This is a genomic window from Nonomuraea pusilla (assembly GCF_900109355.1).
In the GTDB taxonomy this organism is placed as follows: domain Bacteria; phylum Actinomycetota; class Actinomycetes; order Streptosporangiales; family Streptosporangiaceae; genus Nonomuraea; species Nonomuraea pusilla.
This window is the reverse complement of sequence record NZ_FOBF01000016.1, coordinates 145,767-171,626: the sequence shown is the minus strand read 5'-3', so window position 1 is coordinate 171,626 and position 25,860 is coordinate 145,767. Positions and strand designations below refer to the sequence as shown.

The following is a 25,860-nucleotide window of genomic DNA, read 5'->3' as shown; positions in this document are numbered from 1 at the left end:
GAGACCGGGAGGATCCCCGGGTGGGATCCGACTTCCTCCGGTTCGCCTGGGCGAACGGCATCACGCAGATGGGCACGCAGATCACGGTGGTGGCCCTGCCGCTGGCCGCCGCGCTCGGGCTCGACGCGGGCGCGTTCGAGCTGGGCCTGCTGTCGGCGGCGCAGATGGTGGCGTTCCTGCTGGTCGGACTGCCGGCCGGGGTCTGGGTGGACCGGGTGCGCCGCCGCCCGATCCTCGTCTGGTCCGACGCGGTGCGCGGCGTCGCGCTGCTGACCGTCCCGGTCGCCGCCTGGCTGGACGTGCTCACCATGCCCCACCTGTACGCCGTCGCCCTGATCCTCGGCCTCGGCGCGGTGTTCTTCGACATCGCCCACATGAGCCTGCTGCCCGCCGTCGTCCCGGCGGACCGGCTCGAACGCGGCAACGGCGTCCTGGAGGTCACGAGGAGCACGTCCGTGCTGGTCGGGCCGGGCGCGGGCGGCTGGCTGACGGGCGTGCTGACCGCGCCCGTCGCGCTGCTGGCCGACGCGGTCAGCTACCTGCTGTCGGCGCTGCTGCTGTCAGGCGTGCGAGCCGAGGAGGACGTCGCGCGTCCCCGCGCGGCGCAGGGGAGGGGCTGGCGCGCGGAGGTCGCCGAGGGCATCAGGTTCGTGGCGGGGGAGCCGGTGCTGCGCAGGGTCGCGGTCACCGGGGCGACGGTGATGGCGGGCAACGGCGTGCTGTCGGTCGGGCTCGTCCTCTACCTCGTCGAGGAGCTCAAGGTCGGCGCCGCCCGGTACGGCCTGCTGCTGTCGGGGGCCGCGGTGGGAGCGGTGGTCGGCGCGGCGGTGACGGCCAGGGTGACCGCGCGGTTCGGCACGGGCCGCGCGCTCTACGGCGCGGCCGTCGTCGCGACCGCTGCCCTGCTGCCCGCCCTGGCCACGGGGCCGGGCTGGCGGCTGCTGCTCTACCCGGTGTCGGTGTCGCTGTTCGGCGTGGCGAGCTCCGTGTTCGGCATCACGCAGGTGAGCCACCGCCAGCGGGTGACGCCCGCGCCGCTGCTCGGACGGGTCAACGCGAGCATGCGCTTCCTCATGTGGGGCGCGATGCCGCTGGGCGGGCTGCTCGGCGGCGCCCTGGCGGAGTGGCTCGGCGGTTACGCGGCCTTCGCCGCGGGTCTCATGCTGCTCGGGCTGGCGCACCTGGCCGTGGTGGCCGCGCCGCGCGTCGTCATGCGGGCGGCCACAACTCCCTGACGACCGCGGCCGTGTGCGCGCCCAGGCCGAGCGCCATGGCGGCGCGCAGGTCGTCGGGGGTGTCCACGTCGCGCCTGAGGGAGTCGAGGCCCGGCAGGCACAGCTCCTTCGCCCCCGCCGCCAGGTGCCTGGCCCGCGACTCCCCGCCGAACCCCGGCATGAACGGGCGTTCGGGGCGCACGCCGTAGAAGGTGGTGCCGACGTCGAGCGCGTCGGGCACGAACGCCTGGTCGAACTCCGCCGCCGCCTCCAGCGCCGCGGCCAGCTCGGCGGGGCGCAGGGCGGGCAGGTCCGCCTGCAGGGCGCCCACGGCGTCGTCCGGGGCCACCCGGGCGGCGTGGGCGGCGCCGGTGCGCAGCGCCGTGTTCAGCCCCCTGTCGGGGTCGGGCACCACGTCGGCGCCCAGCGCCGCGAGCGGTCCCGCGGCGGCGGGGTCGGCGGTCACGACGATCACGCGGGCCACCGGCGGGCAGGCGAGCGCCGCCGCCACGGTGTCGCAGGCCACGGCCACGGCCAGCCTCGTACGGTACGGTCCCGCGGCGGCGGCCATGCGGGTCTTCGCGGCGATCAGCGTCTTCACCGGGATGACCAGTGACCAGCGGATGCTCATAGGCTTAAGCATCGCGCCTCGACATCTCCCACGGCCAACCGGGAGACTTGGTGCGCATCCCGACGTGTTGGAGGAGACCATGAGCCGCCCCACGAGACCATCGCGTTTCTGGGAAACCCTGGCAGTCGTGATCGTGAAACCTCTGTCCTGGCTCCTGGTCAAGAAGGACTGGCGGCACGGAGACCGCCTCCCGCGCACGGGCGGGCTCATCATCGCCGCCAACCACCTGTCGTGGGCCGACCCCGTGCTGCTCGCGCACTTCCTCTACAACAACGGCCGCTGGCCGGTGATCCTCGCCAAGTCCGCCCTGTTCAAGGTGCCGCTCCTCGGCCGGGCCGTACGGGGGCTGCTCGCCATCCCGGTGGCCAGGGGCAGCAGCGAGGCGGCCAGGTCCCTCGCGGAGTCGGCCCGCCGGCTGGCCGACGGCGGCGCGATCCTCTTCTACCCCGAGGGCACCTGCACCCGCGACCCCGAGCTGTGGCCCATGGTGGGCAAGACCGGCGTGGCCAGGCTGGCGCTGGAGAGCGGCGCCCCGGTGATCCCGGTGGCCCACTGGGGGGCGCACGAGCTGCTGCCGTACGGGGAGAAGAAGCCGCGGCTGTTCCCGCGCAAGACCTTCCGCGTGATCGTCGGCCCGCCCGTGGACCTGTCGAAGTACGACGGGCAGCCGCTGCGCGCCGGCGTGCTGCGCGAGGCCACCGCCGACATCATGGCGGCCCTCACCGCGCAGCTCGCCGAGCTGCGCGGCGAAAAGGCGCCGGAAACCCCCTTCGACCCCGCCGGGCGGTGACGTCATGACGACAGTGGCGGTGTTCGGCACGGGCTCGTGGGGCACCACCTTCGCCATGCTCCTCGCCGAGGCGGGGCACCGGGTCACGCTGTGGGGGCGCAGGCCCGAGCTGGTCGAGGCGATCGACCGCGACCACGTCAACCCCGACTACCTGCCCGGCATCCCGCTGCCGCCGACGCTGCGCGCCACCACCGACCCGGCGCGGGCGCTCGACGGCGCCGAGTTCGTGGTGCTCGCGGTGCCGTCCCAGATGCTGCGTCCCAATCTGGTCGCCTGGCGTGAGCACATCCCGCCGGACGCGGTGCTGGTCAGCCTGATGAAGGGCATCGAACTCGGCACCACCAAGCGGATGAGCGAGGTGATCCGCGAGGTGGCCGGGGTGCCCGAGGAGCGGGTGGCCGTCGTCTCGGGGCCGAACCTGGCCAAGGAGATCGCCCAGCGCCAGCCCGCCGCCACCGTCGTCGCCTGCACCGACGAGGCCGTGGCCGAGCGGCTGCAGGCCCTGTGCCACCTGCCGCCGTGGTTCCGCCCGTACACCAACCCCGACGTCGTGGGCGTCGAGCTGGGCGGCGCGGTCAAGAACGTGATCGCGCTCGCCGTGGGCGTGTCGGCCGGCATGGGCATGGGCGACAACGTCAGCGCCATGCTCATCACCCGCGGCCTGGCCGAGATCAGCCGCCTGGGCGCGGCGCTCGGCGCCGACCCGCACACGTTCGCCGGCCTGGCCGGCATGGGCGACCTGGTCGCCACCTGCACCTCGCCGCTGTCGCGCAACCGCACGTTCGGCGAGAACCTGGGGCGCGGCATGACGCTGGAAGAGGTCGTGGCCGCCACCAAGCAGACCGCGGAGGGCGTGAAGTCCTGCGAGTCGGTGCTCGAACTGGCGCGCAAGCACGACGTCGAGATGCCGATCACCGAGGTGGTCGTCGGGGTCGTCCACGACGGCATGTCACCGGCGGAGGCGGCCATGCTGCTCATGTCCCGCTCGCCCAAACCCGAGCGGTACGGCCTGTGAGCGGCGCGTCACCTGCGTGGCCGGCTCGCTGTCCAGGGGACAGGCCGGTAGATTCGGACGTCATGAGCAAGCCACGCGTCGCCGTCGTTTTCGGAGGTCGCAATTCCGAGCACGCCGTGTCCCTGATGGGCGCGGGCAGCGTGCTGGAGGCGATCGACAGGAGCAAGTACGAGGTGGTCCCCATCGGGATCGCCCAGGACGGCAGGTGGGTGCTGGCCGCGTCCGACCAGCGGTTCGCCATCGAGTCCGGCGAGCTGCCGGTCGTCGACACGAGCGGGGCGGCCCTCGCGCTGCCCGCCGGCGGCGGCCCCCTCGTGGCCTACGACCCGGGCAGCATCCCGGTCGAGCTGGGCGCCGTGGACGTCGTGTTCCCCGTGATGCACGGCCCGTTCGCCGAGGACGGCACGATCCAGGGCCTGCTGGAGATGGCCGGGGTGCGCTACGTCGGCTCCGGCGTGCTGGCCAGCGCCGTCGGCATGGACAAGGCGTACATGAAGACCGTGATGGCGGCGGCGGGGCTGCCTGTCGGCCGCCACGTCGTCGTACGCGACCGCGACTGGCGGCTCGACCGCGAGCGCGTGCTGAAGGAGGCCGAGGAGCTCGGCTACCCGCTGTTCGTCAAGCCGGCCAGGGCGGGCTCGTCCCAGGGCATCTCCAAGGCGCACGACCGGGCCCAGCTGGAGGCGGCCGTGGAGTTCGCCAGGCAGCACGACCCGAAGGTGCTCATCGAGGAGGCGATCACCGGGCGCGAGATCGAGTGCGCGGTGCTGGAGTCGCCCGGCGACGAGCCGGCCGCCGCGTCGCTGGCCGGAGAGGTCAGGGTCGAGGGCGGCCAGGAGTTCTTCGACTTCGAGGCCAAGTACTACCCCGACCAGATGTCGCTGACGGTGCCCGCGGACATTCCGGCCGAGACGGCCGAGGAGCTGCGGGCGATGGCGGTGCGCGCGTTCGACGCGCTCGACTGCGAGGGGCTGTCGCGGGTCGACTTCTTCTACACGCCCGAGGGGCGGCTGATCCTCAACGAGATCAACACGATGCCGGGCTTCACGTCGCTGTCGGTCGCGCCGCAGCTGTGGGCCGCCTCCGGGCTGTCGTACCCGGAGCTGGTCGACCGGCTCATCCAGCTCGCGCTGGCCAAGTCACCCGGTCTTCGGTGAGACCTGGCCGATCGGGCCCGACAGGTCGGCGAGCACGGCGGGCGCGGCGTGCCCGCCCCCGATCGTGACCTCCACGTACAGGGGGTCGGCCACGGCGGTGAACAGGGCGGGGCGCTCGGGGTCGGCGAACCAGCCCACCCCGTCGACCTCCTGGAGCTGGTCGGTGGGGGCCATCCTGGCCGGCCGCGGGACGCCGCAGCGCAGCGCGATCTCGGCGTCGCCCCACACCGCGACGTACGGCGACTCGGGAGTGGACGTGCCGCGCGCGGCGCCGTCGAGCGTCGCGGGCAGCAGCCCGGCCAGCCTCCCGCACGCCGCCGCCGCCTCGCCCTGCGGCGAAGGCGGGTCGACCCGCACCGCGCCTGAGCATCCGGCGGCGGCGAGGACGACGAGCAGGGCGGCGACGGCACGCATGGAACGACTACCTTCTGAGGCTTCAGATATGGACGATGGGACACGTAAGGGTACGCGTGATCCCCTCCACAGCCTGAATCTGCGCGACGACCAGCTTGCCCAGCTCGTCGACGTTGTTCGCTTCCGCACGGACGATCACGTCGTAGGGTCCCGTCACGTCCTCCGCCTGCGTCACCCCCGGAATCCCGGAGATCTCGCCGGCGACGGCCGCGGCCTTCCCGACCTCGGTCTGAATAAGGATGTAGGCCTGCACCATAACGTCCTCCCGGGCGATTGGATCACGCCGAAGGGCCACCGTACCCTGTGTGGGTCAGGAGGTGTGCTATCACAGTCGGAGATCTCGGCGAATTCGGTGTGGTTGGTCGTATAGCCGGACGTCTGCCCCAAGGCGCGACAGTTCTGCTCGGCCCCGGCGATGACGCCGCCATGGTGGCCGCCCCCGACGGGCGTGTGGTCGTGTCAACGGATCTACTCATCGAGGGTAGGCACTTCCGCCGCGATTGGTCCAGCGGGTACGACGTGGGCCGCAAGGCCGCCGCGCAGAACCTCGCCGACGTCGCGGCCATGGGCGCGACGCCCACGTCCATCGTGGTCGGGCTGGGCATGCCCCCCGACCTGTCCGCCGAATGGCTCGACGCGCTGACCGACGGCTTCCGCGACGAGTGCGCGCTGGTCGGGGCCAGCGTCGTGGGCGGCGACGTCACCCGGTGCGACCTGGTGGTGCTCGGCGTGACCGCCCTGGGCGACCTGGGCGGCCGTGCACCGGTGACCCGGTCGGGGGCGCGGCCGGGGGACAAGGTGGCCGTCGCGGGGCGGCTGGGGTTCGCCGCGGCCGGGCTGGCGCTGCTGGGGTCGGGCCTGGCGCCGGAGCGCCTGCCCGAGGGGTCGCCGCTGCTGGAGGCGGTGGCCGCGCACCGCAGGCCGCGCCCGCCGTACGCGATGGGGCCGGCGGCGGCGCTGCTGGGCGCCACCGCGATGCTGGACGTCAGCGACGGCCTGGTGCAGGACGTCGGGCACGTCGCCGAGGCCAGCGGGGTGCGCGTGGAGCTCGATCCCGAGGCGTTCGCGGTGGCCGAGCCGGTGGCGCTGGCCGCCGAGGAGCTGGGCGCCGATCCGCTGGAGTGGATCCTCACCGGTGGCGAGGATCACGCGCTCGCGGCGGCGTTCCCGGCCGATGCGGAGCTTCCTGAGGAGTGGCGCGTGGTGGGGCGCGTCGTCGCAGGTCAAGGGGTCGTGGTGGGCGGGCGTGCGGTGGAGCGCGGGGGTTGGGATCACTTTCGGTGACGCTTCGTCCCAATTTATGCACATTTTTCGGGATTTGTGGTGGTGACTCCCGAGATTATTGTGACAAGGACGTAGTGAAGGTGTTATGAAGATTGGCGGCCACTGTAACCGGAAGAGAGGGCAGCCATGGGCCGCCACGGCACAGGTGGATCCGACGACGGGGAAGAACGGGGGAGCGGCAGCGCTTTCTGGGGTCCTGACGAGCAGCCCGGCTGGCCGGCGCCTCCGGACCAGCCCGCGGTGACGGGCCAGTGGGCGCCGATGCCCCGTCATGACGACGACCACCCGCGCCGGACGCCGTCCGAGCCGTCCGAGCCGTTCGAGACGACCGGGGCCTACGCGCTGCCCACCGACGCCGGCACCGGGCTCCCGCCCACCGGCGGCCCGACCGGCCTGCCGCCCTCCGGCGGCTCCACGGGCCTGCCGCCCTCCGGCGGCCCCGGCTCCGCGCCGCTGCGTCCCGACCCGCTCGGCACGCAGGCGGGGCCGTTCGAGACGACGGGCGCGTTCGCGATCCCGCCCGACTGGGACGCCGCCCGCCCGGGGAGCGCTCCCGGAAGCCCCGGCCCCGCCCCCCAGGGCCCGGCCCCCTTCGGCGAGCCCGGGGCTCCCTTCGGCGCCCCCGGTCACACAGCGGTCTTCGGCACGGCTCCCTTCGGCGACCCCGAACGCACGGCCGCCTTCGGCACGGGTCCGTCCGGCGACCCCGAACGCACGGCCGCCTTCGACAGCCCCTCCGGCCCCACCTCCGTCTACGGCGGGCCGCCCGAGCCCGGCGACGTCAAGGTCGCCGGCACGCCCGCGCACCCTCCCACGCCCGCCCCGACCCCGGCATGGGCCGAGGCCGAGACCGGCTTCCTCACCTCCGGCTGGTCCGAGGACGACGGCGCGCTGGACGAGCCCGAGCCGCGCCGCGGCCGTGGCCGCCGCAGGGAGTCGCGCGGGCGCGACGACGGCGCCCCGCCCTCCGGCGGCGGCCGCGGCGGCAAGGGGAAGCTCGCGCTGCTGTCCGTCGCCGCGGTCGTCGTCGTGCTCGGCGGCACGGTGATGGGCGTCAACCTCCTGAGCTCGTCCGACGACGCGGGCGCGTGCACCGGCAGCGCCTGCACCGCCGTATCGACCTCCGCCGGGCCCGCCACCGGCGCCTCCGACCCGGCCGAGGAGACCGAGCCCGCCGAGGAGCCCACGGACGAGCCGACCGAGGAGCCCACCGAGGACGACGACCGGGCCACCCCCTCCACGGCGCCCACGGCGCCGAACACCTCCGGCGTCCGCCCGTCCCGCCGCCCCACGCCCACCCCCAGCAAGACCAAGGTGCCGACGTCGCACAGGCCCACCAGGCCGCCGACCCGGTCTCCCGCCGAGGACACCGCGTCCGACGCGCCCACCGACACCGCGTCCCCGCTCGGCGACGGCGGAACCGGCGTCGTCCCGACCGTGGGCAGCGAGCAGCAGCCCACGCCGTCCCAGACGGCGACCAACGAGTCCGCGCCGAGCGGCGGCTCGGTGAACGTCCGGCAGACGGTCAGGCAGCGCGGCACCGACTACACCGCCAAGCTGCGCGTCTCCAACGTCTCCCGCGAGACGCTGGAGAACCCCACGCTGTCGGTTCCGGTCGAGGGCCGGGTGCAGAACGTCAGCGGCGGCACCTGGACGCAGGACGGCGACCTGCTGATCATCGACCTGTCGGCGTCGCTGGCCACGGGAGACTCCGCCGAGGTGACGTTCACCGCGACGGGAGACGCGGAGCAGCCGGGCGCCTGCGGGCTGGTCGGCGGGCAGTGCAGCGTCGCCTGAGCGCCGCCCTCGGAGCACGGTCGTCCTGGCGGGTCGGCTGAGCGGGCCGCCTGGGCGCCGTCCTCCGAGGGCGGTCGTCCTGGCGGGTCGGCTGAGCGGGCCGTCTGAGCGCCGTCCTCCGAGCGTGATCGTCCTGGCGGGTCGGCCGAGCGGGCCGTCCTGACGGACCGCCGGAGCGGGTCGTCCGGGCGGACCGCCCGAGTGGTTGGATGGGGTCATGACGGTTCCGACCCCTCCACGCGTGCTGACCGTCGCCGGCTCCGACTCGGGTGGCGGCGCGGGCATCCAGGCAGACCTGAAGACCATGATGGCCCTGGGCGTCCACGGCATGAGCGTCATCGCCGCGGTCACGGCCCAGAACTCCCTGGGCGTCCAAGGCTACTGGGAGCTGCCCCCCGAGGCCGTGCGCGCGCAGCTCGACGCCGTGCTCGGCGACATCGGCGCGCAGGCCGTGAAGACCGGCATGCTGGCCTCGCCCGCGCTGGTCGAGGTGGTGGCCGACGTGCTCGGCGCGTACGGAGCGCCCCTCGTGATCGACCCCGTCGGCGTGTCGAAGCACGGCGACTCGCTGCTGGCCCCCGAGGCGGTCGACACGATCAGGACGCGGCTCCTGCCGATCGCGACCGTCGTCACCCCCAACCTGTGGGAGGTCGAGCAGCTCACCTCGGTCAAGGTCGAGGACGAGGGCGACCTGCGCCGCGCCGCCGACGCCGTGCTGGCGCTCGGTCCCACCTGGGCGCTGGTCAAGGGCGGCCACCTGCCCGGACGCCCCGTGGACCTGCTCACCGACGGCGTCAGCGAGTACCGCTTCGACGCCGAGCGCCTCGACAACCGCCACACCCACGGCACGGGCTGCACGCTCGCGTCCGCCATCGCCTCCTGGATCGCGCGCGGCGAGGACGTGCCCGGCGCGGTGGGCAGGGCCAAGGAGTACGTCACGGGCGCCATCGCGGCCGGCTTCCCCCTGGGCTCCGGCATCGGCCCCGTGGACCACGCCTGGCAGTGGCACTGACCCCGCCCCTCCGAGTCGGGGCATGAGAAGGGCCAGCCCCTCCGGCTCGGGCATGAGAAGGGCCAGCCCCTCCGGCTCGGGGCATGAGAAAAGCCCGCCGCTCCTTGTCTGGAGCGGCGGGCCTTCCGCGAAGTGCGGGGGTTAGCGGGAGACCTTGCCCGCCTTGATGCACGAGGTGCACACGTTCAGCTTCTTCGGCGTGCCGCCGACGACCGCGCGCACCGTCTGGATGTTGGGGTTCCAACGACGGCGGGTGCGGCGGTGCGAGTGGGACACGTTGTTGCCGAAGGTCGGCCCCTTGCGGCAGACATCGCAGACGGAAGCCACGGTATCGCTCCTTAAAACAGTCGATGTAGCCCTGTCCGCTGATGCATTCCGGGCGGAGGGCATGCCGGGACAACCGGCTAGCCAGACGAGAATATCCGATCCACCTGACTGGGTGCGACCCGGGGAGCTGGACGCCGCCTGGCACGGAGATATCCTCCTCGCACAACGGTAGCGCACTCGGGGAGGTCGGAGCGCGTACATGGAGGTCCTCGACCCGCCCGCGGTGCGCCGCTGGGCCCGCCTGGCCGCCGACGCCCTCGGAGGGGCCAGGACGGAGATCGACGCGCTCAACGTCTTCCCCGTCGCCGACGGCGACACCGGCACCAACCTCCACCTGACCATGCTCTCTGCCGCCGAGGCCGTCGAGTCGCTCCCCGACGACGTCGACGTCGCCGTCGTCTGGCAGACCCTCGCGTACGGCGCCCTGGTGGGGGCGCGCGGCAACTCGGGCGTGATCGTGAGCCAGGCGCTGCGCGGGCTGTCCGACGTCCTGAAGGACGGCGGCGACCTGCGTGAGGCGCTGCTGCGGGCGGCGGCGCTCGCCAGGCAGTGCGTCGCCAGGCCGGTCGAGGGCACCGTGCTGACCGTGCTGGAGAGCGCGGCGCTGGCGGCGCGCGAGGCCGGCGACGACCTGGCCGAGGTGGCGCGGCGGGCGGCGGGGGAGGCCCGCGCCGCGCTGCGCCGCACGCCGGGCCAGCTCGACGTCCTGGCCCGCAGCGGCGTGGTGGACGCGGGCGGCGCGGGCGCGGCGATCCTCCTGGAGACGCTGTCGGCAGCGATCACCGGGTCCTCGGCCGGCCGCTACGACGTCCCCGCGCCGACGGGCCGGGTGACCCCGATGACCGAGGTGGGCGCGGGCTACGAGGTGATGTACCTGCTCGACGCCGAGGACGCCGCCGTGGCGGCGCTGCGCGACGAGCTCGACGCCATGGGCGACTCCCTCGTCGTGGTCGGCGGCGACGGGCTGTGGAACGTCCATGTCCACGTCCCGGAGGCGGGGCCGGCCGTCGAGGCGGCGCTGCGGGCGGGGCGTCCCCACCGGATCAGGATCACCTACCTCGCCGAGCCGCAGGGGAAGGCGGGCAGGGGCAGGGGCGTGGTGGCGGTGGCCGCGGGCGACGGCATCGCGGCGCTGTTCGAGGAGTGCGGCGCCGAGGTGGTGCGGCGGGCCCCCGGCACGCGGCCGCCGCTGCCCGCGCTGGTCGCCGCGATCAGGCGGGCGGGCAGCGAGGTCGTGGTGCTGCCGAACGACGAGGGCGTCGGCGCCGTCGCCGGGGCGGCGGCCGAGATCGCCCGCGAGGACGGCGTGCACGTCAGCGTCCTGCCCACGAAGGCGACCGTGCAGGGACTCGCGGCGCTGGCCGTGCACGACCCGCTGCGCCGCTTCGACGACGACGTGGTGGCGATGACCGACGCGGCCGGCCACACCAGGCACGGGCACCTCGCGGTGGCCGACAGGGAGGCGGTGACGAGCGCGGGCGTGTGCCGCCCCGGCGACGTCCTCGGCCTGATCGACGGGGACGTGGCCGTGATCGGCGGCGCGCTCGGCGAGGTCGCGGTCATGGTCGTGCACCGCATGCTGGCGGGCGGCGGCGAGCTGGTCACCCTGGTCACGGGCGCCGGCGCGCCGCCCGGCCTCACGTCCGGCGTGGAGGAGCACCTGCGCCGCACCCGTCCCGACGTGGACGTGGCCGTGTACGAGGGCGGCCAGGGCGGCTACCCCCTGCTCATCGGGGTGGAGTGACGCCCGCGCCGCGGACGAGGCGGCGCCGGTGGTGGCGCGCGTGAATCCTGTCGGTCACAGGCGGTAGAACATAGAGCCGTGAGCCGTTTCGACGAGCCCCTCACCAAGGCGCTCGACCCGAAGACCGCCAAGCTGCTGCACGCCGTGCTCGGCCTGGAGACGGTCGGCGACCTGCTGCGCCACTACCCGCGCCGCTACGCCGAGCGCGGCGAGCTCACCGCGCTCGACGCGCTGGAGGTCGACGAGCACGTCACCGTGGTGGGCGAGGTGTCCAGGCTCATGCGCAAGCCCATGCGCAACCGCGGCGGCACCTGGCTGGAGGTCGAGGTCGTCGACGCCGCGCGCAACAAGATCTATCTGTCGTTCTTCGGCAAGGGCTCGCACGTCGCGGAGTCGCGGCTCAAGCCGGGGCGGCGCGGCATGTTCGCCGGGAAGGTGGGGCTGTTCGGCTCGCGCTCCCACCCGCGCTGGCAGCTCTCGCACCCCGAGTTCGAGCTGTTCGAGGACGGCGAGGCGAGTGCCGAGGAGTTCGCGTCCGCGCCGGTGCCGATCTACCCGGCGGGCAAGGACGTCACGCCGTGGGCGATCAGGCGCGCAGTCGGCGTCGTGCTCGACACGCTGGGCCCGCTCGACGACCCGCTGCCCGCCGACCTGCGCTCCCGGCTGGGGCTGAGCGGCCTGGGCGACGCCCTCGTGGCCGTCCACCGGCCGAAGGACCTCGCCGACGTGCGGCGGGCGCGCGAGCGGCTGAAGTTCGACGAGGCGTTCCTGCTCCAGTCGGCGCTGCTCCAGCGGCGCAGGGCCGCCACCGCCTGGCCCGCCATGCCGAGGCCGCGCAGGTCCGGCGGCATCCTCGCGGCCTTCGACGAGCGGCTGCCGTTCTCCCTGACCGAGGGCCAGGCGCTGGTCGGCGAGGAGATCGCCGCCGACCTGGCGCTGGAGCACCCCATGCACCGGCTGCTGCAGGGCGAGGTCGGCGCGGGCAAGACCGTGGTGGCGCTGCGCGCCATGCTCCAGGTCGTCGACGCGGGCGGCCAGGCCGCGCTGCTCGCCCCCACCGAGGTGCTGGCCCAGCAGCACCACCGCTCCATCACCGCGATGCTGGGCGACCTCGCGCAGGGCGGCATGTTCGGCGGCACCGCGGTCACGCTGCTCACCGGCTCGATGGGGGCCGCCGCGCGGCGCGCCGCCCTGCTCGACGCGGCATCAGGCACGGCCGGCATCGTGGTCGGCACGCACGCCCTGCTGCAGGAGCACGTCCAGTTCGCCGACCTCGGGCTCGTCGTGGTCGACGAGCAGCACCGCTTCGGCGTCGAGCAGCGCGACGCGCTGCGCGAGAAGGCCGGGGGCAAGCGGCCGCACGTCCTGGTCATGACGGCCACGCCGATCCCGCGCACGGTCGCCATGACGGTCTTCGGCGACCTCGAGGTCTCCACGCTGTCGCAGCTGCCGTCCGGGCGGGCGCCGATCACCACGCACGTCGTCCCCGCGGCGGAGAAGCCCCACTACCTGGAGCGCACCTGGCAGCGGGTGCGCGAGGAGGTGGAGCTGGGCAGGCAGGCGTACATCGTGTGCCCGCGCATCGGCGACCTGGAGGGCGACGAGGGCGACATGGAGCCGCAGGGCGACGACGAGCGCCGCCCGCCGCTGGCCGTCCTCGACGTCGCGGAGCTGCTGCGCGAGGGGCCGTTCCACGACCTGCGGCTCGGCGTGCTGCACGGCAAGCTGCCCCCGGAGGAGAAGGACGCCGTCATGCGCTCCTTCACGCGGGGCGAGCTCGACGTCCTGGTGGCGACCACGGTGATCGAGGTGGGCGTCGACGTGCCGAACTCGTCCGTCATGATCATCATGGACGCCGACCGGTTCGGCGTCTCCCAGCTGCACCAGCTCAGGGGCCGGGTCGGCCGGGGCGGGCTGCCCGGGCTGTGCCTGCTCGTGTCCGACTTCCCCGAGGGCACGCCCGCGCGGGCGAGGCTCGACGCGGTGGCGGCGACGCTCGACGGCTTCGAGCTGTCACGGGTCGACCTGGAGCAGCGCCGCGAGGGCGACGTGCTGGGCGCGGCCCAGTCGGGCAAGCGCTCGTCGCTCAAGCTGCTGCAGCTCCTGCGCGACGAGGACGTCATCGCCTCGGCCAGACAGGAGGCCGCGGCGCTGCTGGCCGGAGATCCCGAGCTGGCCCACCACCCCGGGCTGCGCGCGGAACTCGACCGCCTGCTGGCGGACGAACGCGCCGAATACCTGGAGAAGACCTGACCCCTGCCCTCTCGCCCCGGCCGCGCGGCGGTGCCGGGGGCGTGCGTCGCGGCGGAGGCGGGGACGCCGGGGGGTCGTCCCGGCGGTGAGGTGCGCGTCCGTCGTGAGCGCGACGGCTGGTCGCCTCGTGGGCGAGGCGGCGATCGAGGTGCGCGTCGTGCTGTGAGCGCGGCGGTTGATGCGCGTCCCGTTGGCAGCGGGGCCGCTGAGGTCGCGTTGGGAGCGGGGTGGCGGCGGCGAGGGGCGCTCGGCTGCCTGGCACTTCCCGGAGGCGGAGACGCTCCTCGCGAGGCGCTGGAAGCGCCGGTGTGAAAGAACCCAGCCGCGGGGACGGCCTCCCCCCGAATGCCGTCCCCGGCTGGGCCCATCCCCCGGGTCAGGTGCCGAGGGAACCGGCGTGCGGAAGGGCTCACGATCACGCCGGTCGGCCTTCATCTGGGTCACCTCGAAGGCCGCAGACTCATCATGCGTACTCCCGGGACGGATGGGAATCACCCTTGCGCTCTCGAGGCCGACACTTGTTCACTCTTGACCTGCGCCGACATGCGGAAGAATGGGGCGCATGACTCGGATCATCGCGGGCAGCGCGGGTGGGCGCCGGTTGAGCGTCCCGCCGGGGCGCGGGACGAGACCGACCAGCGACAGGGCGCGGGAAGGGATCTTCTTGACGCTCGACGCGCTGCAGGGTCTCGACGGGGCCCGGGTGATGGACCTGTACGCGGGGTCGGGCGCGGTGGGGCTGGAGGCGCTGTCGCGGGGGGCGGCGCACGCGCTGCTGGTGGAGTCCGACCCGAAGGCGATCCGGACGATCAAGGCGAACGTGCAGGCGCTGGGCCTGGCGGGCGCCCGGCTGGTGGGCGACAAGGTGGAGCGGGTGCTCGCGCGGCCTCCTGAGGAGGAGCCGTACGACATCGTCTTCGCCGATCCGCCGTACGCGGTGCCGGACGCGGACGTGGTCCGGGTCCTGGAGCTGCTGCGCGACAACGGCTGGCTGGCCGATGAGGCTTTGGTGGCGTTCGAACGGGAAAGCAGGGGAAAGCCCCTGGTGTGGCCTGATGGATATCTTGAGGAGAGGGTCCGTAGATACGGCGAAGCGTCCGTTTGGTACGGTCGCGCAGCCGGGAACCCGTAGGCCGTAGACCTGGGAGGCGTCTTGCGCCGCGTTGTCTGCCCGGGGTCGTTCGACCCCATCACCAATGGCCATCTCGACATCATCGGCCGGGCCGCCCGGCTGTACGACGAGGTGACCGTGGCGGTCCTGATCAACATCGAGAAGAGCAGCCTGTTCACGGTGGACGAGCGGATCGAGGTCCTGCAGTCCGTGACGAAGGACTTTCCCAACGTCAGGGTGCGGAAGTTCCACGGGCTGCTGGTGGACTTCTGCAAGCAGAACGAGATCCCCGCCATCGTCAAGGGCATCAGGGTGGTCAGCGACTTCGACTACGAGCTGCAGATGGCGCAGCTCAACTACCGCCTGTCGGGCGTGGAGACGCTGTTCATGCCCACCAACCCCGAGTACTCCTTCCTGTCCTCCAGCAGGGTCAAGGAGATCGCCCGGTATGGTGGGGACGTGTCCGGCCTGGTCCCCGACCTGGTCCACAAGCTGCTCATAGAGCGGCTCAGGGGCTGACGGCGACCTGGTATCCTTTCATTTCGGCCTTGTACGACGGCGAATGTCGCCATGCCTAGCGAGAGCAGGATGACTCAGCACCTCGACCCCCGCTCCCCTTGGGTGATCTCCACTCACGACCTGGGAAAGCGGCCGGGCACGATGCGCGAGCTGCGCCTGACCCTCCCGGCTCCGGCGCACCTCGGCGTCGACATGATCGGTGTCCCCAAGGACGCCGAAGTCGAGCTGGACCTGCGGCTCGAAGCAGTGATGGAAGGCGTGCTCGTCTCGGGCACGGCGCGCGCCCCGCTCGCCGGGGAGTGCGCGCGGTGTCTCGACCCCGTCGCCTCGGACATCGAGGTCGACCTCCAGGAGCTGTTCTTCTACTCCGACGAGGACGCCTCGGAGGACGACTCACTGCTCGACGGGGAGCTGCTCGACCTCGAGCCGACGTTCCGCGACGCGGTGGTGCTCGCACTGCCGCTGAGCCCCGTCTGCAGTGAAGACTGCGAGGGGCTCTGCACGGAGTGCGGGGTCAAGCTGGCCGAGGCCGGCCCTGACCACCGGCACGAGAAGATCGACGCCCGCTGGGCGTCGTTGCAGGGTCTGATTACCGAGAACGATAACGATCAGGAGAAGTGACGTGGCCGTCCCGAAGCGAAAGATGTCGCGGAGCAACACCCGCGCCCGTCGCTCCCAGTGGAAGACGACTGCTGTCGCCCTGGTGAGCTGCCCGCAGTGCCGTTCGCCCAAGCAGCCGCACATCGCGTGCCCCACCTGCGGCACCTACAACCGTCGTCAGGTCGTCGAGCCGTCCGCCTGATCCCGTCAGTTGACGTGATGCCGACCGGGTGCCATTGTGCCTCGGTCGGCGTTAACGTCTCAGATGCGTACGGCGGCGGTCCCGCCCGCGGCCGTGGTGGACGCCGGGGGGCGTTCGTCCCCGACGCCCACCACGTTTTCGGGCATCTTCCGCAGCCGTCGAGCCTTGTGAAGATGTCCGAGGAGGAAACACGTGGGCGCAGGTCCTAAGCCGGTGGCCGTCGAGGTCGCCCGAGACGAGCTGGAGCGGGTCCTTGTCGTCGGCCTCGACGCCGACATCCTGGAGCGGGCGCTGACGCACCGCTCGTACGCGTACGAGAACGGCGGCCTGCCCACCAACGAGCGCCTGGAGTTCCTCGGCGACTCGGTGCTGGGCCTGGTGGTCACCGACACCCTCTACCGCAACCACCCCGACCTGCCCGAAGGGCAGCTGGCGAAGCTGCGCGCCGCGGTGGTCAACATGCGTGCCCTGGCCGACGTGGCCCGCAACCTGGGCCTGGGCCGGTTCCTGCGGCTGGGCAGGGGCGAGGAGGGCACCGGCGGGCGCGACAAGTCCTCGATCCTGGCCGACACGCTGGAGGCGCTGATCGGCGCCGTCTACGTCGACAAGGGGCTCGACGAGGCGTTCCGCGTGGTGCACCTGCTGTTCGACCCGCTGATCGTCCGTTCGGCGTCGCTCGGGGCCGGGCTCGACTGGAAGACGTCCCTGCAGGAGCTCACCGCCTCCGAGGCGCTCGGCGTGCCCGAGTACCACGTCGAGGAGAGCGGCCCCGACCACGCCAAGTCGTTCACGGCCATGGTGCGCGTGGGCGGCGAGTCGTACGGGTCGGGCACGGGCCGCAGCAAGAAGGAGGCCGAGCAGCAGGCGGCCGAGGCGGCCTGGACCCGCATCAGGGCGCGCCGCGAGCAGCGCGAGAACCAGCCGGCGGGCTAGGTTGCCCGAGCTGCCGGAGGTCGAGGTCGTCAGGCGCGGCCTCGCGCAATGGGTGGTCGGCCGCGAGATCGCCGAGGCCGAGGTGCTGCACCCGCGGGCGGTCAGACGGCACCTCGCCGGCGCCGACGACCTCGCCGCACGGCTGAAGGGCCGCGTGATCGAGTCGGCGCGGCGGCGCGGCAAGTACCTGTGGCTGCCGCTGTCGGGCCCCGACGAGGCGCTGATGGCGCATCTCGGCATGAGCGGGCAGCTCCTCGTCGTCGACCCGGCCGCGCCGCCTGAGAAGCATCTACGGGTCCGCGTCAGGTTCGCCGACGGCGGCCCCGACCTGCGCTTCGTCGACCAGCGCACGTTCGGGCACGTCATGCTGGCGCCGCTGGTGGGCGGCGTGCCCGAGCCGATCGCGCACATCGCGCCCGACCCGTTCGAGCCGGCGTTCGACGAGGCGGAGTTCGCGCGCAGGCTCAGGGCGCGGCACACCGAGATCAAGCGGGCGCTGCTCGACCAGTCGCTGATCAGCGGCGTCGGCAACATCTACGCCGACGAGGCGCTGTGGATCGCCCGGCTGCACTGGGCCAGGCCCACGGAGACGCTCACCCGGCCGAAGATCGCGGAGCTCGTGTCGGCGGTCAGGGAGGTCATGGCGGCCGCGCTGCACCAGGGCGGCACGTCCTTCGACAGCCTGTACGTCAACGTCAACGGCGAGAGCGGCTACTTCGACCGCTCCCTGGAGGTGTACGGCCGCCGCGACCTGCCGTGCTCTCGCTGCGGCTCCCCGATCAGGCGCGAGCCGTTCATGAACCGTTCGTCCTACTCCTGCCCCCGCTGCCAGCGCAGACCACGCTGACCAGGGAGGCGTCGGAGATCCCGCCACCGCGCAGGGCCCCAAGGGGGATGGCGGCGTTGGAGACCGCCGCGAGCTGGGCGGCCCCGGTGTCGCCGCCGCCCGCCTGATGACCCGGAGCTGAAGCGCGACGGAGACACCGCCGCAGGCCGGGGCCCACGGTACGACGGGGGTGACGGCGCCCGTGCGCGCTGTGCGGTTCCTGGCCGGGCGCGCGGCCCCCTGCCGCGGCGAAGGGGATTGTGGTGGTCATGTCCTCCGCCTCCGGCGGCGCGACCTGCGGGGACGCGGACGGAGATCGAAGCCGTCGTTTACCCTGGCTAAGGGATCGGGAGGTGGCATGGAGTTCAGGGAGCTGGAGTGCTTCGTCGTGCTCAGTGAGGAACTTCACTTCGCCCGCGCGGCGGAGCGGCTCCGCCTGTCGCCCGGCCGGGTGAGCCAGCTCGTACGGGCACTGGAGACCCGGGTGGGCGCGCGGTTGTTCGACCGTACGAGCAGGCGGGTGCGGCTGACCCCGCTGGGTGAGCGCTTCCTCGCCGACCTGCGGCCCGCCTACGACGGCCTGGGACGCGCGTTCGACAGGGTGAGGGCGGCGGCGCGGCGGGTGGAGGGCGTGCTGCGCGTGGGCTTCATCGGCACGCCGACGGACGTCGTCACGGGCGCGGTGGAGCGCTTCGAGCGGCGGCACCCGGAGTGCGCGGTGGAGCTGGTGGAGATCCCGCTGTCCGACCCGTTCGGGAGGCTCCGCGCGGGCGGCGTGGACGTCGCCTTCACGCTGCTGCCGGTGGACGAGCCCGACCTGGAGACGGGCCCGGCGCTGAACCGCGTGCCGCACCGGCTGGGGCTGTCCGTGCGGCACCGGCTGGCGGCCAGGCGCTCGATCGGGGCAGAGGAGCTGGCGGACGTGCCGCTGATCGGCCTGGACGGGCCCGCGCCGCCCCGCTGGCGGGAGCTGGTGGCCCCGCGGGTCACGCCCGGCGGGCGGCCCGTCACGGTGGCCGCGGCGGTGTCCACGACCCAGGAAGGGCTGACGCTGGTGGCTCTGAACAGGGGCGGCATGCTCTTCTGCACCCCGACCGCCGCCCACCATGGACGGCCCGACGTCGCGTTCGTCCCGGTCGCGGGCCTGCCGCCGTCGGTGATGGCCCTGGTCTGGCGGCGCGAGGGGGCGACGGCGGCCGTCAGGGCGTTCTGCGCGGCCGCCGCTCCAGCTCAGGCCGCGTGAAAGCCTGGCCGTGGTCGCGTGAAAGCCTCGGCCGTGGCCGCGTGGAGCCCCGCCTCCCGGGCGCGACCTTTGAAGCTGTGGACGCAGAGTAATGGAGACAAAATGACTAAAAACCCCGAAAACGCCCGCGTGACCGCCTGGGTGCGCGGGAACGTGCAGGGTGTCGGCTTCCGGTGGTGGACCCGGGCGCGAGCCTTGGAGCTCGGGCTGGTCGGGTGGGCACGCAACACCGAGGACGGTCGCGTGGAAGTGGTGGCGGAGGGCCCCAGGGACGCCTGCGTCAAGCTGCTGGAGCTGCTGAGAGGTTGCGACACGCCGGGGAGGGTCGATGGAGTAGTGGAACGCTGGAGCGAACCCCGAGGTAGTTTGGGCGGTTTTATCGAGCGATGACGCCTTTTGCTAAACCGCCCAAATAGGGTATAGTTATATGTCGGGAGTGCCCATCGGTGGGCGACGGCGGTCCGATCGACTTGACCGCCCACACCGCCGGTGCGACTCTTGTTAGGTACCACGCGCACCCCTCCCGCGGAACAGAAGTGCGCGAACCAGTCTGGTCACTCAGCGTGGAGGACCCTTTACCATGGCGAAGGCTCTACTCGGCCACGTCGGCGGTCCTGACCCTCGAATGGTCTCGGAGATGCGCCGCCTGCAGCAGCGTATCCGGGATCTGGAGGCAGAACTCATCCGGCTTCAGGCCCAGAATGACGCTCTTGCGGCGCAGACCCGCGACGAGGCGCTCAGCCGCATGCAAGAGCGCGAGCCGGCACTCACCTGAGAGTGATCGGAGCGCAAGATCCAGGGACGTCTCGGAGAGGCGTCCCTTGTCATGTGCGCAGAAATGTGCGCACTCATGTGCCCAGGCGGGCGGAAGGCCAGGTGAACGGCGCCCCGAGGCGCCGCACCCCTGACCTCCGCCCCTGACCCCATCCGCGAACCCCGCCCCCCCCGAAGCACCCCTGCAACCACCCACACCGCCGATGAGCCCGCATGCGAGCCCGCCCGTAGGCGCAGCGGGGTCGCCGGTGAGCCCCGGTGCGAGCCGCCGCAGGTCATGGGCCGGCGGGGAGTCCGGTGTCGCCCGTTCGCAGGCGACCGGCGCACCCCCTGTGAGCCGGTCGCCTGCGCACGAGAAGCGGCGGGCGGCGGCTCATGGCGCGGCGGCCGTGCGCCGGGCGCGGACGCTCTCGGTGAGGCGGTGGGGCAGCGACGCGCGGTGGTCGCGTCGTACCCGCCCGCGCGGGGCGGCTCGACCAGTACTCTTTTCCCCGAAGTCCGTTCAGGGGAAGGGGGTCGGCGTTTGTATCTCAAGACGCTCACCCTGCGCGGCTTCAAGTCCTTCGCCTCGGCGACCGCCCTGCGCTTCGAGCCCGGCATCACCTGTGTGGTCGGCCCGAACGGCTCGGGCAAGTCCAACGTCGTCGACGCGCTCGCCTGGGTCATGGGCGAGCACAGCGCCAAGTCGCTGCGCGGCGGCAAGATGGAGGACGTCATCTTCGCCGGCACCTCGTCCAGGCCCCCGCTGGGGCGGGCCGAGGTCACGCTGACCATCGACAACTCCGACGGCGCGCTCCCGATCGACTACACCGAGGTCACGATCAGCCGCCTGATGTTCAGGTCAGGCCAGAGCGAGTACGCCATCAACGGCGACACCTGCCGCCTGCTCGACATCCAGGAGCTGCTGTCCGACTCGGGCATCGGCAGGGAGATGCACGTCATCGTCGGGCAGGGCCAGCTCGACGCCGTGCTGCACGCGGGCCCGGAGGACCGCCGGGCGTTCATCGAAGAGGCCGCGGGCGTGCTCAAGCACCGCAAGCGCAAGGAGAAGGCGCTGCGCAAGCTCGACGCGATGCAGGCCAACCTCACCCGCGTCCAGGACCTCACCACCGAGCTGCGCCGCCAGCTCAAGCCCCTCGGGCGGCAGGCGGAGATCGCCCGCAAGGCCGCCGTCATCCAGGCCGACCTGCGCGACGCCCGGCTGCGGCTGCTCGCCGACGACGTGTGCACGCTGCGCGCGACGCTGGAGCGCGAGGCCGCCGACGAGGCCGCGATCCTGACCAGGCGCAACCAGGTCGAGACCGACCTGGCCGAGGGGCAGCGGCGGGAGACCGCGCTGGAGGCCGCCGAGGCCGAGGCGCAGCCGCGGCTCAGCGCGGCCCAGGAGACGTACTTCAGGCTCTCGTCGCTGCGTGAGCGCATCACGGGCCTCGAACAGCTCGCCGCGGAGCGGCACCGGCACGCGCTCGACGCGGCCTCCATCGAGCGGCGCGGACGCGACCCGGAAGACCTCGAACGCGAGGCCGCCGAGATGCGCGAGCGCGAGGAGATCCTGAGGGCCGAGCTGGAGCACGCCCAGGACCTCCTGGAGGAGGCCGTCCAACGGCGCGCCGAGGCCGAGGCCGAGCTGGGCGCCGAGGAACGCAGGCTCGCCATGGCGGCCAGGGCCGCCGCCGACCGGCGCGAGGGGCTGGCCAGGCTGCGCGGCCAGGTCGAGTCGGTACGCAGCAGGGCGCGGGCCGCCGAGGAGGAGATCGGCAGGCTCGAACGGGCCGTCGCCGACGCCGGCGAGCGCGAGGGGCAGGCCAGGGAGGAGCTGGAGGCGCGGCGCGTCGAGGAGCCCTCCGCCGATCCCGCGCTGGCCGAGGAGCTGGCCCGTGAGCTGGCCGCGGCCCAGGCGTTGGTCGAGGAGGCCCGCGCGGTCGCCGACGAGGCCCGTGCCGCCGCCGACGAGGCCAAGTCCGCGCTCGACGCGCCGCGTGCGGCGCTCCAGGCCGCCAGGACGGCGACCGTCGCGGCGCGGGCGGCCGACCAGGAGGCGCAGCGGGCGGTCGTCGCGCTGCGGGCCCGCCGCGACGCGCTGGAGCTGGGCCTGGCCAAGGGCGACGGCGGGGCGGCGGTGCTGGAGTCGGGGCTGACCGGCGTGCTCGGCCCGCTCGCCGCGGTGCTCCAGGTCACGCCGGGGGCCGAGCCCGCGGTCGCGGCGGTGCTCGGGCCGGTCGCCGAGGCCGTCGCCGTGGAGTCGCTCGACACCGCGGTCGAGGCCCTCGACCTGCTGCGCAGCACCAAGGCCGGTCAGGCGACGCTGCTCGTGGCCGGCCAAGGCGGGCCAACGGACCGCCCCATGGGACCCGACGGCTCCGACCGCTTCACGGCACCCGACGGCACGAACCGGCCCACGCCACCCGATGGCTCCGACCGGCCTACGTCATCCGACGGTTCGGACCGCTCCAGGCCGCTCGACGGCTCGGGGCACATGGCGTCCACCGAGGGCTCCGTTCGGCCCGGTTTGCCTGATGGGGCCGTGTGGGCCGCTGATCTGGTCGGCGTTCCCGGCCACCTGCGGGCCGCCGTCGAGCGCGTCCTCGGCGACGTGGCCGTGGTCGGCGACCTCGACGCCGCCCGCGCGCTCGTCCTGAGCCGTCCCGAGCTGCGGGCCGTCACCCGCGACGGCGACGTGGTGGCCGCGCACCTGGCGGAGGGCGGGTCCGAGGGCGGCACGTCGGTGCTGCAGGTCCGTGCGGCGTTCGACGAGGCCGTCGCCGACCTGGAGGACGCCGAGCGGCGCGCGGAGGAGACGACGCTGGCGTTCGACGAGGCCGCCGAGGCCGAGCAGGCCGCGCAGGCCGCGCTGGAGGCCGCGCAGGCGCGCGTGAACGAGGCGCAGACCGCCGTCACCACCGCCCAGTCCGGCGTGAGCGCCGCGCAGGGCGCCCTCGACCAGGTACGCGCGAAGCAGCGCGAGGCCGACCAGCGCGGCGCCGCGGCGGCGAGGCGGCTCGCCCAGCTCGAAGCCGCCGCCCAGGCCGCCCACGACGAGGCGGCCAGGCTCGTGAAGAGCGTCGAGGCGGCCAGGGCGTCGCGCGCCGAGGGGCTGGAGGAGCTGGCCGAGCTGGAGATCAGGCTTGCCGAGGCCGAGTACGCCCAGGAGCTGGAGTCCGAGCCCACCACCGACGCGCGCGACGAGCTGGCGGGGGCGTGCGAGGCGGCCAGGCAGCGCGAGATGGACTGCCGCCTGCAGGTGCGCACAGCCGAGGAGCGGGTCAAGGGCATCGAGGGCAGGGCCGACTCCCTGCTGCGGGCCGCGCAGCGCGAGCGGCAGGAGCGGGCCCAGGCGGCGGCCCAGCGGGCCAGGCGCAGGCAGCAGGCCGTGGTGGCCGAGGCGGTCAGCGGGGCGGCCAGGCAGGTGCTCGCGCGGCTGGCCGAGTCGATCGCGCTGGCCGCGCGCGAGCGCGACGAGGCCGACCTGGCCAGGGTCGCGATCGACGCCGAGCTGAAGCAGGTGCGGGTGCACGTCCGCGAGCTGGGCCAGGAGCTCGACCGGCTGGTCAACCGGGTCCACGGCAGCGAGGTGGCCCGCACCGAGCAGCGGATGCGCCTGGAGCAGCTCGAACAGCGGGCCATGGACGAGTTCGGCGTCGAGGTCGAGGCGCTGGTCGCCGAGTACGGCCCCGAGGTGGCCGTGCCGGGGGAGCCGCCGGTGCCGTACGTGCGGGAGGAGCAGGAGAAGCGGGCGCGGGCGGCCGAGCGGCAGATGAACCAGCTCGGCAAGGTCAACCCGCTGGCGCTGGAGGAGTTCGCGGCGCTGGAGGAGCGCCACGCGTTCCTGACCTCCCAGCTGGAGGACCTCAAGAAGACCAGGCGCGACCTGCTCACCGTCGTCAAGGAGGTCGACGACCGGGTGGAGCAGATGTTCGCCTCGGCGTACGAGGACGTCGCGCGCGAGTTCGAGCAGATCTTCACGCGGGTGTTCCCGGGCGGCGAGGGGCGGCTCGTGCTGACCGACCCCACCGACATGCTGACCACGGGCATCGAGGTGGAGGCGCGTCCGCCGGGCAAGAAGGTCAAGCGGCTGTCGCTGCTGTCGGGCGGCGAGCGCTCGCTGACGGCGGTGGCGTTCCTCATCTCGATCTTCAAGGCGCGGCCGTCGCCGTTCTACGTGATGGACGAGGTCGAGGCGGCGCTCGACGACACGAACACGCAGCGGCTGCTGACGCTCTTCGAGGAGCTGCGGCAGAGCTCGCAGCTGATCGTCATCACCCACAACAAGCGCACGATGGAGATCGCCGACGCGCTGTACGGCGTGTCGATGCGCGGCGACGGCGTGACCCAGGTGGTGAGCCAGCGGCTGCGCGAGCGCGAGTCCGCCTGACCGCCGCGGCGGAGCCGGACCCGGCGCAGCCGCAGGGGGCGCGACCGGGCCGGAGCCGCAGGGGGCGCGACCGGGCCGGAGCCGCGGAGGGCGCGGGCGGGGCCGGAGCCGCAGGGGCGCGGCCCGGAGGGGGCCGCAGGGGGCGCGGTCTGGAGGGTGCCGCAGGGGCCCGTGACCCGATCAACCTGGCCGGATCCGCGTGGCCTTGGGCATGAGCATGCCGGTCGATCTGGAAAACTGACATCTTGTGGATGGTTACCTCGGCGTCATAGTGATCGTGGTCGTCGTCGCCCTGCTGGCGGCCGGCGCCCTCTTCCTGCTGTTCAGGCCGGGTGGCAAGGCAGCGCCGCCGCCGGTCAAGCCGCCTGAGGCTCCCCCGCTTCCCGAGGAGGAGAAGCGGCCCGCGGGGGCGGGTGAGGAGGCCGAGGGCGCGACCACCACCTTGCCTCCGCCGGTCAAGCCGGCGGAGCCGGCCGTGGTGGTGCCGGAGATCGAGGTTCCGCCGCCGTCGGCGGGCCGGATGGTGCGGCTGCGTTCGCGCCTGGCCCGCTCCCAGAACGCCCTCGGCCGCGGCCTGCTGGACCTGCTGTCCCGCGACAGGCTCGACGACGAGGTGTGGGACGAGATCGAGGAGAGCCTGATCACCGCCGACGTGGGCGTCGCGCCGACCCGCGTCATGGTGGAGGAGCTGCGTACCAAGGTGAAGGTGCTGGGCAGCCGCACCCACGAGGAGGTGCGCGCGCTGCTGCGCGAGCAGCTGCTCACGCAGGTCAACCCCGACCTCGACCGTACGCTGCGGGTGCAGAAGCACGGCGAGCGGCCGGCGGTGGTGCTCGTGGTGGGCGTGAACGGCACCGGCAAGACCACGACCACGGGCAAGCTGGCCCGGGTGCTGGTGGGCGACGGCAAGAAGGTCGTGCTGGGCGCGGCCGACACGTTCCGGGCGGCGGCGGCCGACCAGCTCCAGACCTGGGGCGACCGGGTGGGCGCCGACGTGGTGCGCGGCCCTGAGGGCGGCGACCCGGCGTCGGTGGCGTTCGACGCCACGGCGAGGGGCATCGAGGAGAAGGCCGACGTCGTCATCGTCGACACGGCTGGCCGCCTGCACACCAAGACCGGCCTGATGGACGAGCTGGGCAAGGTCAAGCGGGTCGTCGAGAAGAAGGCCACGGTGGACGAGACGCTGCTCGTCCTCGACGCCACGACCGGCCAGAACGGCATGCGCCAGGCGCAGGTGTTCGCCGAGGCGGTGAACATCACGGGCATCGCCCTGACCAAGCTCGACGGCACGGCCAAGGGCGGCATCGTCATCTCGGTGCAGCGGGAGCTGGGCGTGCCGGTGAAGCTGGTGGGCCTGGGTGAGGGGCCGGACGATCTGGCGCCGTTCGACCCCGAGGTGTTCGTCGACGCCATCCTGGGCGAGTAAATCCGACGTTTCCCGACGATCTGCCGAAATTACGGACAGGACGGAAATCTCGACTGAAATAGCGCTTACCAGATAAGCCTTGATCGGCCTCTTCGCGGTGTGCTGACATGTACCGGTCACCGAGCTCGCCAGTGCCGTGAAAGGGTGCCATGAAGAAGATCGTCGTTCACAAGCCCGGAACCGTGAAGCCCACCGCCGCGGCCGCGCCGCGGCACA

24 protein-coding genes are annotated in these 25,860 nt (G+C 73.3%); 20 read left to right on the top strand and 4 right to left on the bottom strand.

What is annotated here, in order from left to right:
• Nucleotides 1-20 precede the first annotated feature (20 nt).
• On the top strand, nucleotides 21-1,235 hold the full coding sequence (locus tag BMX74_RS29370; RefSeq protein ID WP_055505139.1) for an MFS transporter: 1,215 nt from the start codon (nucleotides 21-23) through the stop codon (nucleotides 1,233-1,235).
• On the opposite strand, the gene cofC is transcribed toward BMX74_RS29370, so the two are convergent.
• A complete protein-coding gene (cofC, locus tag BMX74_RS29365) occupies nucleotides 1,210-1,845 on the bottom strand; it encodes a 2-phospho-L-lactate guanylyltransferase (RefSeq protein WP_082535184.1) in 636 nt (211 codons plus the stop codon). The genes BMX74_RS29370 and cofC overlap by 26 nt on opposite strands.
• 127 nt (nucleotides 1,846-1,972) lie before the next feature.
• On the opposite strand from cofC, the gene BMX74_RS29360 reads away from it, so the two are divergent.
• The 3 genes from BMX74_RS29360 (at nucleotide 1,973) to BMX74_RS29350 (ending at nucleotide 4,807) form a co-directional block, all read left to right on the top strand.
• Nucleotides 1,973-2,635 (top strand): lysophospholipid acyltransferase family protein, encoded by a 663-nt coding sequence (locus BMX74_RS29360; RefSeq protein ID WP_236714874.1) that lies wholly within the window; start codon nucleotides 1,973-1,975, stop codon nucleotides 2,633-2,635.
• Between the two features lie 4 nt (nucleotides 2,636-2,639).
• Nucleotides 2,640-3,650 (top strand): NAD(P)H-dependent glycerol-3-phosphate dehydrogenase, encoded by a 1,011-nt coding sequence (locus tag BMX74_RS29355; RefSeq protein ID WP_055505136.1) that lies wholly within the window; start codon nucleotides 2,640-2,642, stop codon nucleotides 3,648-3,650.
• Between the two features lie 62 nt (nucleotides 3,651-3,712).
• Nucleotides 3,713-4,807, top strand: coding sequence for a D-alanine--D-alanine ligase family protein (locus tag BMX74_RS29350; protein WP_091103923.1), 1,095 nt, complete (start codon nucleotides 3,713-3,715; stop codon nucleotides 4,805-4,807).
• On the opposite strand, the gene BMX74_RS29345 is transcribed toward BMX74_RS29350, so the two are convergent.
• On the bottom strand, nucleotides 4,790-5,221 hold the full coding sequence (locus BMX74_RS29345; protein ID WP_091103922.1) for a DUF3515 domain-containing protein: 432 nt from the start codon (nucleotides 5,219-5,221) through the stop codon (nucleotides 4,790-4,792). The genes BMX74_RS29350 and BMX74_RS29345 overlap by 18 nt on opposite strands.
• Before the next feature lie 22 nt (nucleotides 5,222-5,243).
• Nucleotides 5,244-5,477 carry an Lrp/AsnC family transcriptional regulator gene (locus BMX74_RS29340; RefSeq protein WP_055505133.1) on the bottom strand — a complete coding sequence of 78 codons (234 nt, stop codon included), beginning with the start codon at nucleotides 5,475-5,477 and terminating at the stop codon, nucleotides 5,244-5,246.
• Nucleotides 5,478-5,524: 47 nt separating this feature from the next.
• On the opposite strand from BMX74_RS29340, the gene BMX74_RS29335 reads away from it, so the two are divergent.
• The 3 genes from BMX74_RS29335 (at nucleotide 5,525) to thiD (ending at nucleotide 9,314) form a co-directional block, all read left to right on the top strand.
• Entirely contained in the window at nucleotides 5,525-6,505 is a 981-nt protein-coding gene (locus tag BMX74_RS29335) for a thiamine-phosphate kinase (RefSeq protein WP_201784640.1), read from the top strand.
• Between the two features lie 261 nt (nucleotides 6,506-6,766).
• Nucleotides 6,767-8,302 carry a hypothetical protein gene (locus tag BMX74_RS29330; RefSeq protein WP_143078806.1) on the top strand — a complete coding sequence of 512 codons (1,536 nt, stop codon included), beginning with the start codon at nucleotides 6,767-6,769 and terminating at the stop codon, nucleotides 8,300-8,302.
• A 217-nt stretch (nucleotides 8,303-8,519) separates the two neighbouring features.
• On the top strand, nucleotides 8,520-9,314 hold the full coding sequence (thiD, locus tag BMX74_RS29325; RefSeq protein WP_055505131.1) for a bifunctional hydroxymethylpyrimidine kinase/phosphomethylpyrimidine kinase: 795 nt from the start codon (nucleotides 8,520-8,522) through the stop codon (nucleotides 9,312-9,314).
• Between the two features lie 141 nt (nucleotides 9,315-9,455).
• Here thiD and rpmB read toward each other — a convergent pair whose 3' ends face one another.
• Complete coding sequence (rpmB, locus tag BMX74_RS29320) at nucleotides 9,456-9,641, bottom strand: 50S ribosomal protein L28 (RefSeq protein WP_055505130.1); 186 nt, start codon at nucleotides 9,639-9,641, stop codon at nucleotides 9,456-9,458.
• 199 nt (nucleotides 9,642-9,840) lie between these two features.
• On the opposite strand from rpmB, the gene BMX74_RS29315 reads away from it, so the two are divergent.
• The 13 genes from BMX74_RS29315 (at nucleotide 9,841) to ftsY (ending at nucleotide 25,644) form a co-directional block, all read left to right on the top strand.
• Nucleotides 9,841-11,385 (top strand): DAK2 domain-containing protein, encoded by a 1,545-nt coding sequence (locus tag BMX74_RS29315; RefSeq protein ID WP_055505129.1) that lies wholly within the window; start codon nucleotides 9,841-9,843, stop codon nucleotides 11,383-11,385.
• 78 nt (nucleotides 11,386-11,463) lie between these two features.
• On the top strand, nucleotides 11,464-13,638 hold the full coding sequence (gene recG / locus BMX74_RS29310; RefSeq protein ID WP_055505128.1) for an ATP-dependent DNA helicase RecG: 2,175 nt from the start codon (nucleotides 11,464-11,466) through the stop codon (nucleotides 13,636-13,638).
• 562 nt (nucleotides 13,639-14,200) lie between these two features.
• Nucleotides 14,201-14,770: a 16S rRNA (guanine(966)-N(2))-methyltransferase RsmD gene (gene rsmD, locus BMX74_RS29305; RefSeq protein WP_091103966.1), complete on the top strand. Its 570-nt coding sequence runs from the start codon at nucleotides 14,201-14,203 to the stop codon at nucleotides 14,768-14,770.
• Nucleotides 14,771-14,791: 21 nt separating this feature from the next.
• Nucleotides 14,792-15,268, top strand: a complete 477-nt coding sequence (gene coaD, locus BMX74_RS29300) for a pantetheine-phosphate adenylyltransferase (RefSeq protein ID WP_055505127.1) — start codon at nucleotides 14,792-14,794, stop codon at nucleotides 15,266-15,268.
• 69 nt (nucleotides 15,269-15,337) lie between these two features.
• The gene (locus BMX74_RS29295) at nucleotides 15,338-15,889 is read left to right on the top strand and encodes a YceD family protein (RefSeq protein ID WP_055505449.1); all 552 of its coding nucleotides are present in this window, start codon (nucleotides 15,338-15,340) and stop codon (nucleotides 15,887-15,889) included.
• Between the two features lies 1 nt (nucleotide 15,890).
• A complete protein-coding gene (gene rpmF / locus BMX74_RS29290) occupies nucleotides 15,891-16,070 on the top strand; it encodes a 50S ribosomal protein L32 (RefSeq protein WP_082535183.1) in 180 nt (59 codons plus the stop codon).
• Nucleotides 16,071-16,283: 213 nt separating this feature from the next.
• Nucleotides 16,284-17,003, top strand: a complete 720-nt coding sequence (gene rnc / locus BMX74_RS29285) for a ribonuclease III (protein WP_055505126.1) — start codon at nucleotides 16,284-16,286, stop codon at nucleotides 17,001-17,003.
• 1 nt (nucleotide 17,004) lies between these two features.
• Nucleotides 17,005-17,850: a bifunctional DNA-formamidopyrimidine glycosylase/DNA-(apurinic or apyrimidinic site) lyase gene (mutM, locus tag BMX74_RS29280; protein WP_055505125.1), complete on the top strand. Its 846-nt coding sequence runs from the start codon at nucleotides 17,005-17,007 to the stop codon at nucleotides 17,848-17,850.
• 337 nt (nucleotides 17,851-18,187) lie between these two features.
• Nucleotides 18,188-19,072, top strand: coding sequence for a LysR family transcriptional regulator (locus BMX74_RS29275; RefSeq protein ID WP_091103918.1), 885 nt, complete (start codon nucleotides 18,188-18,190; stop codon nucleotides 19,070-19,072).
• Nucleotides 19,073-19,174: 102 nt separating this feature from the next.
• Complete coding sequence (locus tag BMX74_RS29270) at nucleotides 19,175-19,462, top strand: acylphosphatase (protein WP_082535182.1); 288 nt, start codon at nucleotides 19,175-19,177, stop codon at nucleotides 19,460-19,462.
• Nucleotides 19,463-19,652: 190 nt separating this feature from the next.
• Complete coding sequence (locus BMX74_RS29265; protein WP_055505123.1) at nucleotides 19,653-19,847, top strand: hypothetical protein; 195 nt, start codon at nucleotides 19,653-19,655, stop codon at nucleotides 19,845-19,847.
• 522 nt (nucleotides 19,848-20,369) lie between these two features.
• On the top strand, nucleotides 20,370-24,218 hold the full coding sequence (locus BMX74_RS29260; protein WP_091103917.1) for an AAA family ATPase: 3,849 nt from the start codon (nucleotides 20,370-20,372) through the stop codon (nucleotides 24,216-24,218).
• 247 nt (nucleotides 24,219-24,465) lie between these two features.
• Nucleotides 24,466-25,644, top strand: a complete 1,179-nt coding sequence (gene ftsY / locus BMX74_RS29255; RefSeq protein ID WP_091103915.1) for a signal recognition particle-docking protein FtsY — start codon at nucleotides 24,466-24,468, stop codon at nucleotides 25,642-25,644.
• The last annotated feature ends 216 nt before the right edge of the window (nucleotides 25,645-25,860 follow it).

What these genes read in the sequence shown, in the direction of transcription:
- cofC (WP_082535184.1), bottom strand. Translation starts at nt 1,845, where the DNA reads ATGAGCATCCGCTGGTCACTGGTCATCCCGGTGAAGACGCTGATCGCC.
- BMX74_RS29355 (WP_055505136.1), top strand. Translation starts at nt 2,640, where the DNA reads ATGACGACAGTGGCGGTGTTCGGCACGGGCTCGTGGGGCACCACCTTC.
- BMX74_RS29350 (WP_091103923.1), top strand. Translation starts at nt 3,713, where the DNA reads ATGAGCAAGCCACGCGTCGCCGTCGTTTTCGGAGGTCGCAATTCCGAG.
- BMX74_RS29345 (WP_091103922.1), bottom strand. Translation starts at nt 5,221, where the DNA reads ATGCGTGCCGTCGCCGCCCTGCTCGTCGTCCTCGCCGCCGCCGGATGC.
- BMX74_RS29340 (WP_055505133.1), bottom strand. Translation starts at nt 5,477, where the DNA reads ATGGTGCAGGCCTACATCCTTATTCAGACCGAGGTCGGGAAGGCCGCG.
- BMX74_RS29330 (WP_143078806.1), top strand. Translation starts at nt 6,767, where the DNA reads ATGCCCCGTCATGACGACGACCACCCGCGCCGGACGCCGTCCGAGCCG.
- thiD (WP_055505131.1), top strand. Translation starts at nt 8,520, where the DNA reads ATGACGGTTCCGACCCCTCCACGCGTGCTGACCGTCGCCGGCTCCGAC.
- BMX74_RS29315 (WP_055505129.1), top strand. Translation starts at nt 9,841, where the DNA reads ATGGAGGTCCTCGACCCGCCCGCGGTGCGCCGCTGGGCCCGCCTGGCC.
- rsmD (WP_091103966.1), top strand. Translation starts at nt 14,201, where the DNA reads ATGACTCGGATCATCGCGGGCAGCGCGGGTGGGCGCCGGTTGAGCGTC.
- BMX74_RS29295 (WP_055505449.1), top strand. Translation starts at nt 15,338, where the DNA reads ATGACTCAGCACCTCGACCCCCGCTCCCCTTGGGTGATCTCCACTCAC.
- BMX74_RS29275 (WP_091103918.1), top strand. Translation starts at nt 18,188, where the DNA reads ATGGAGTTCAGGGAGCTGGAGTGCTTCGTCGTGCTCAGTGAGGAACTT.
- BMX74_RS29270 (WP_082535182.1), top strand. Translation starts at nt 19,175, where the DNA reads ATGACTAAAAACCCCGAAAACGCCCGCGTGACCGCCTGGGTGCGCGGG.
- BMX74_RS29265 (WP_055505123.1), top strand. Translation starts at nt 19,653, where the DNA reads ATGGCGAAGGCTCTACTCGGCCACGTCGGCGGTCCTGACCCTCGAATG.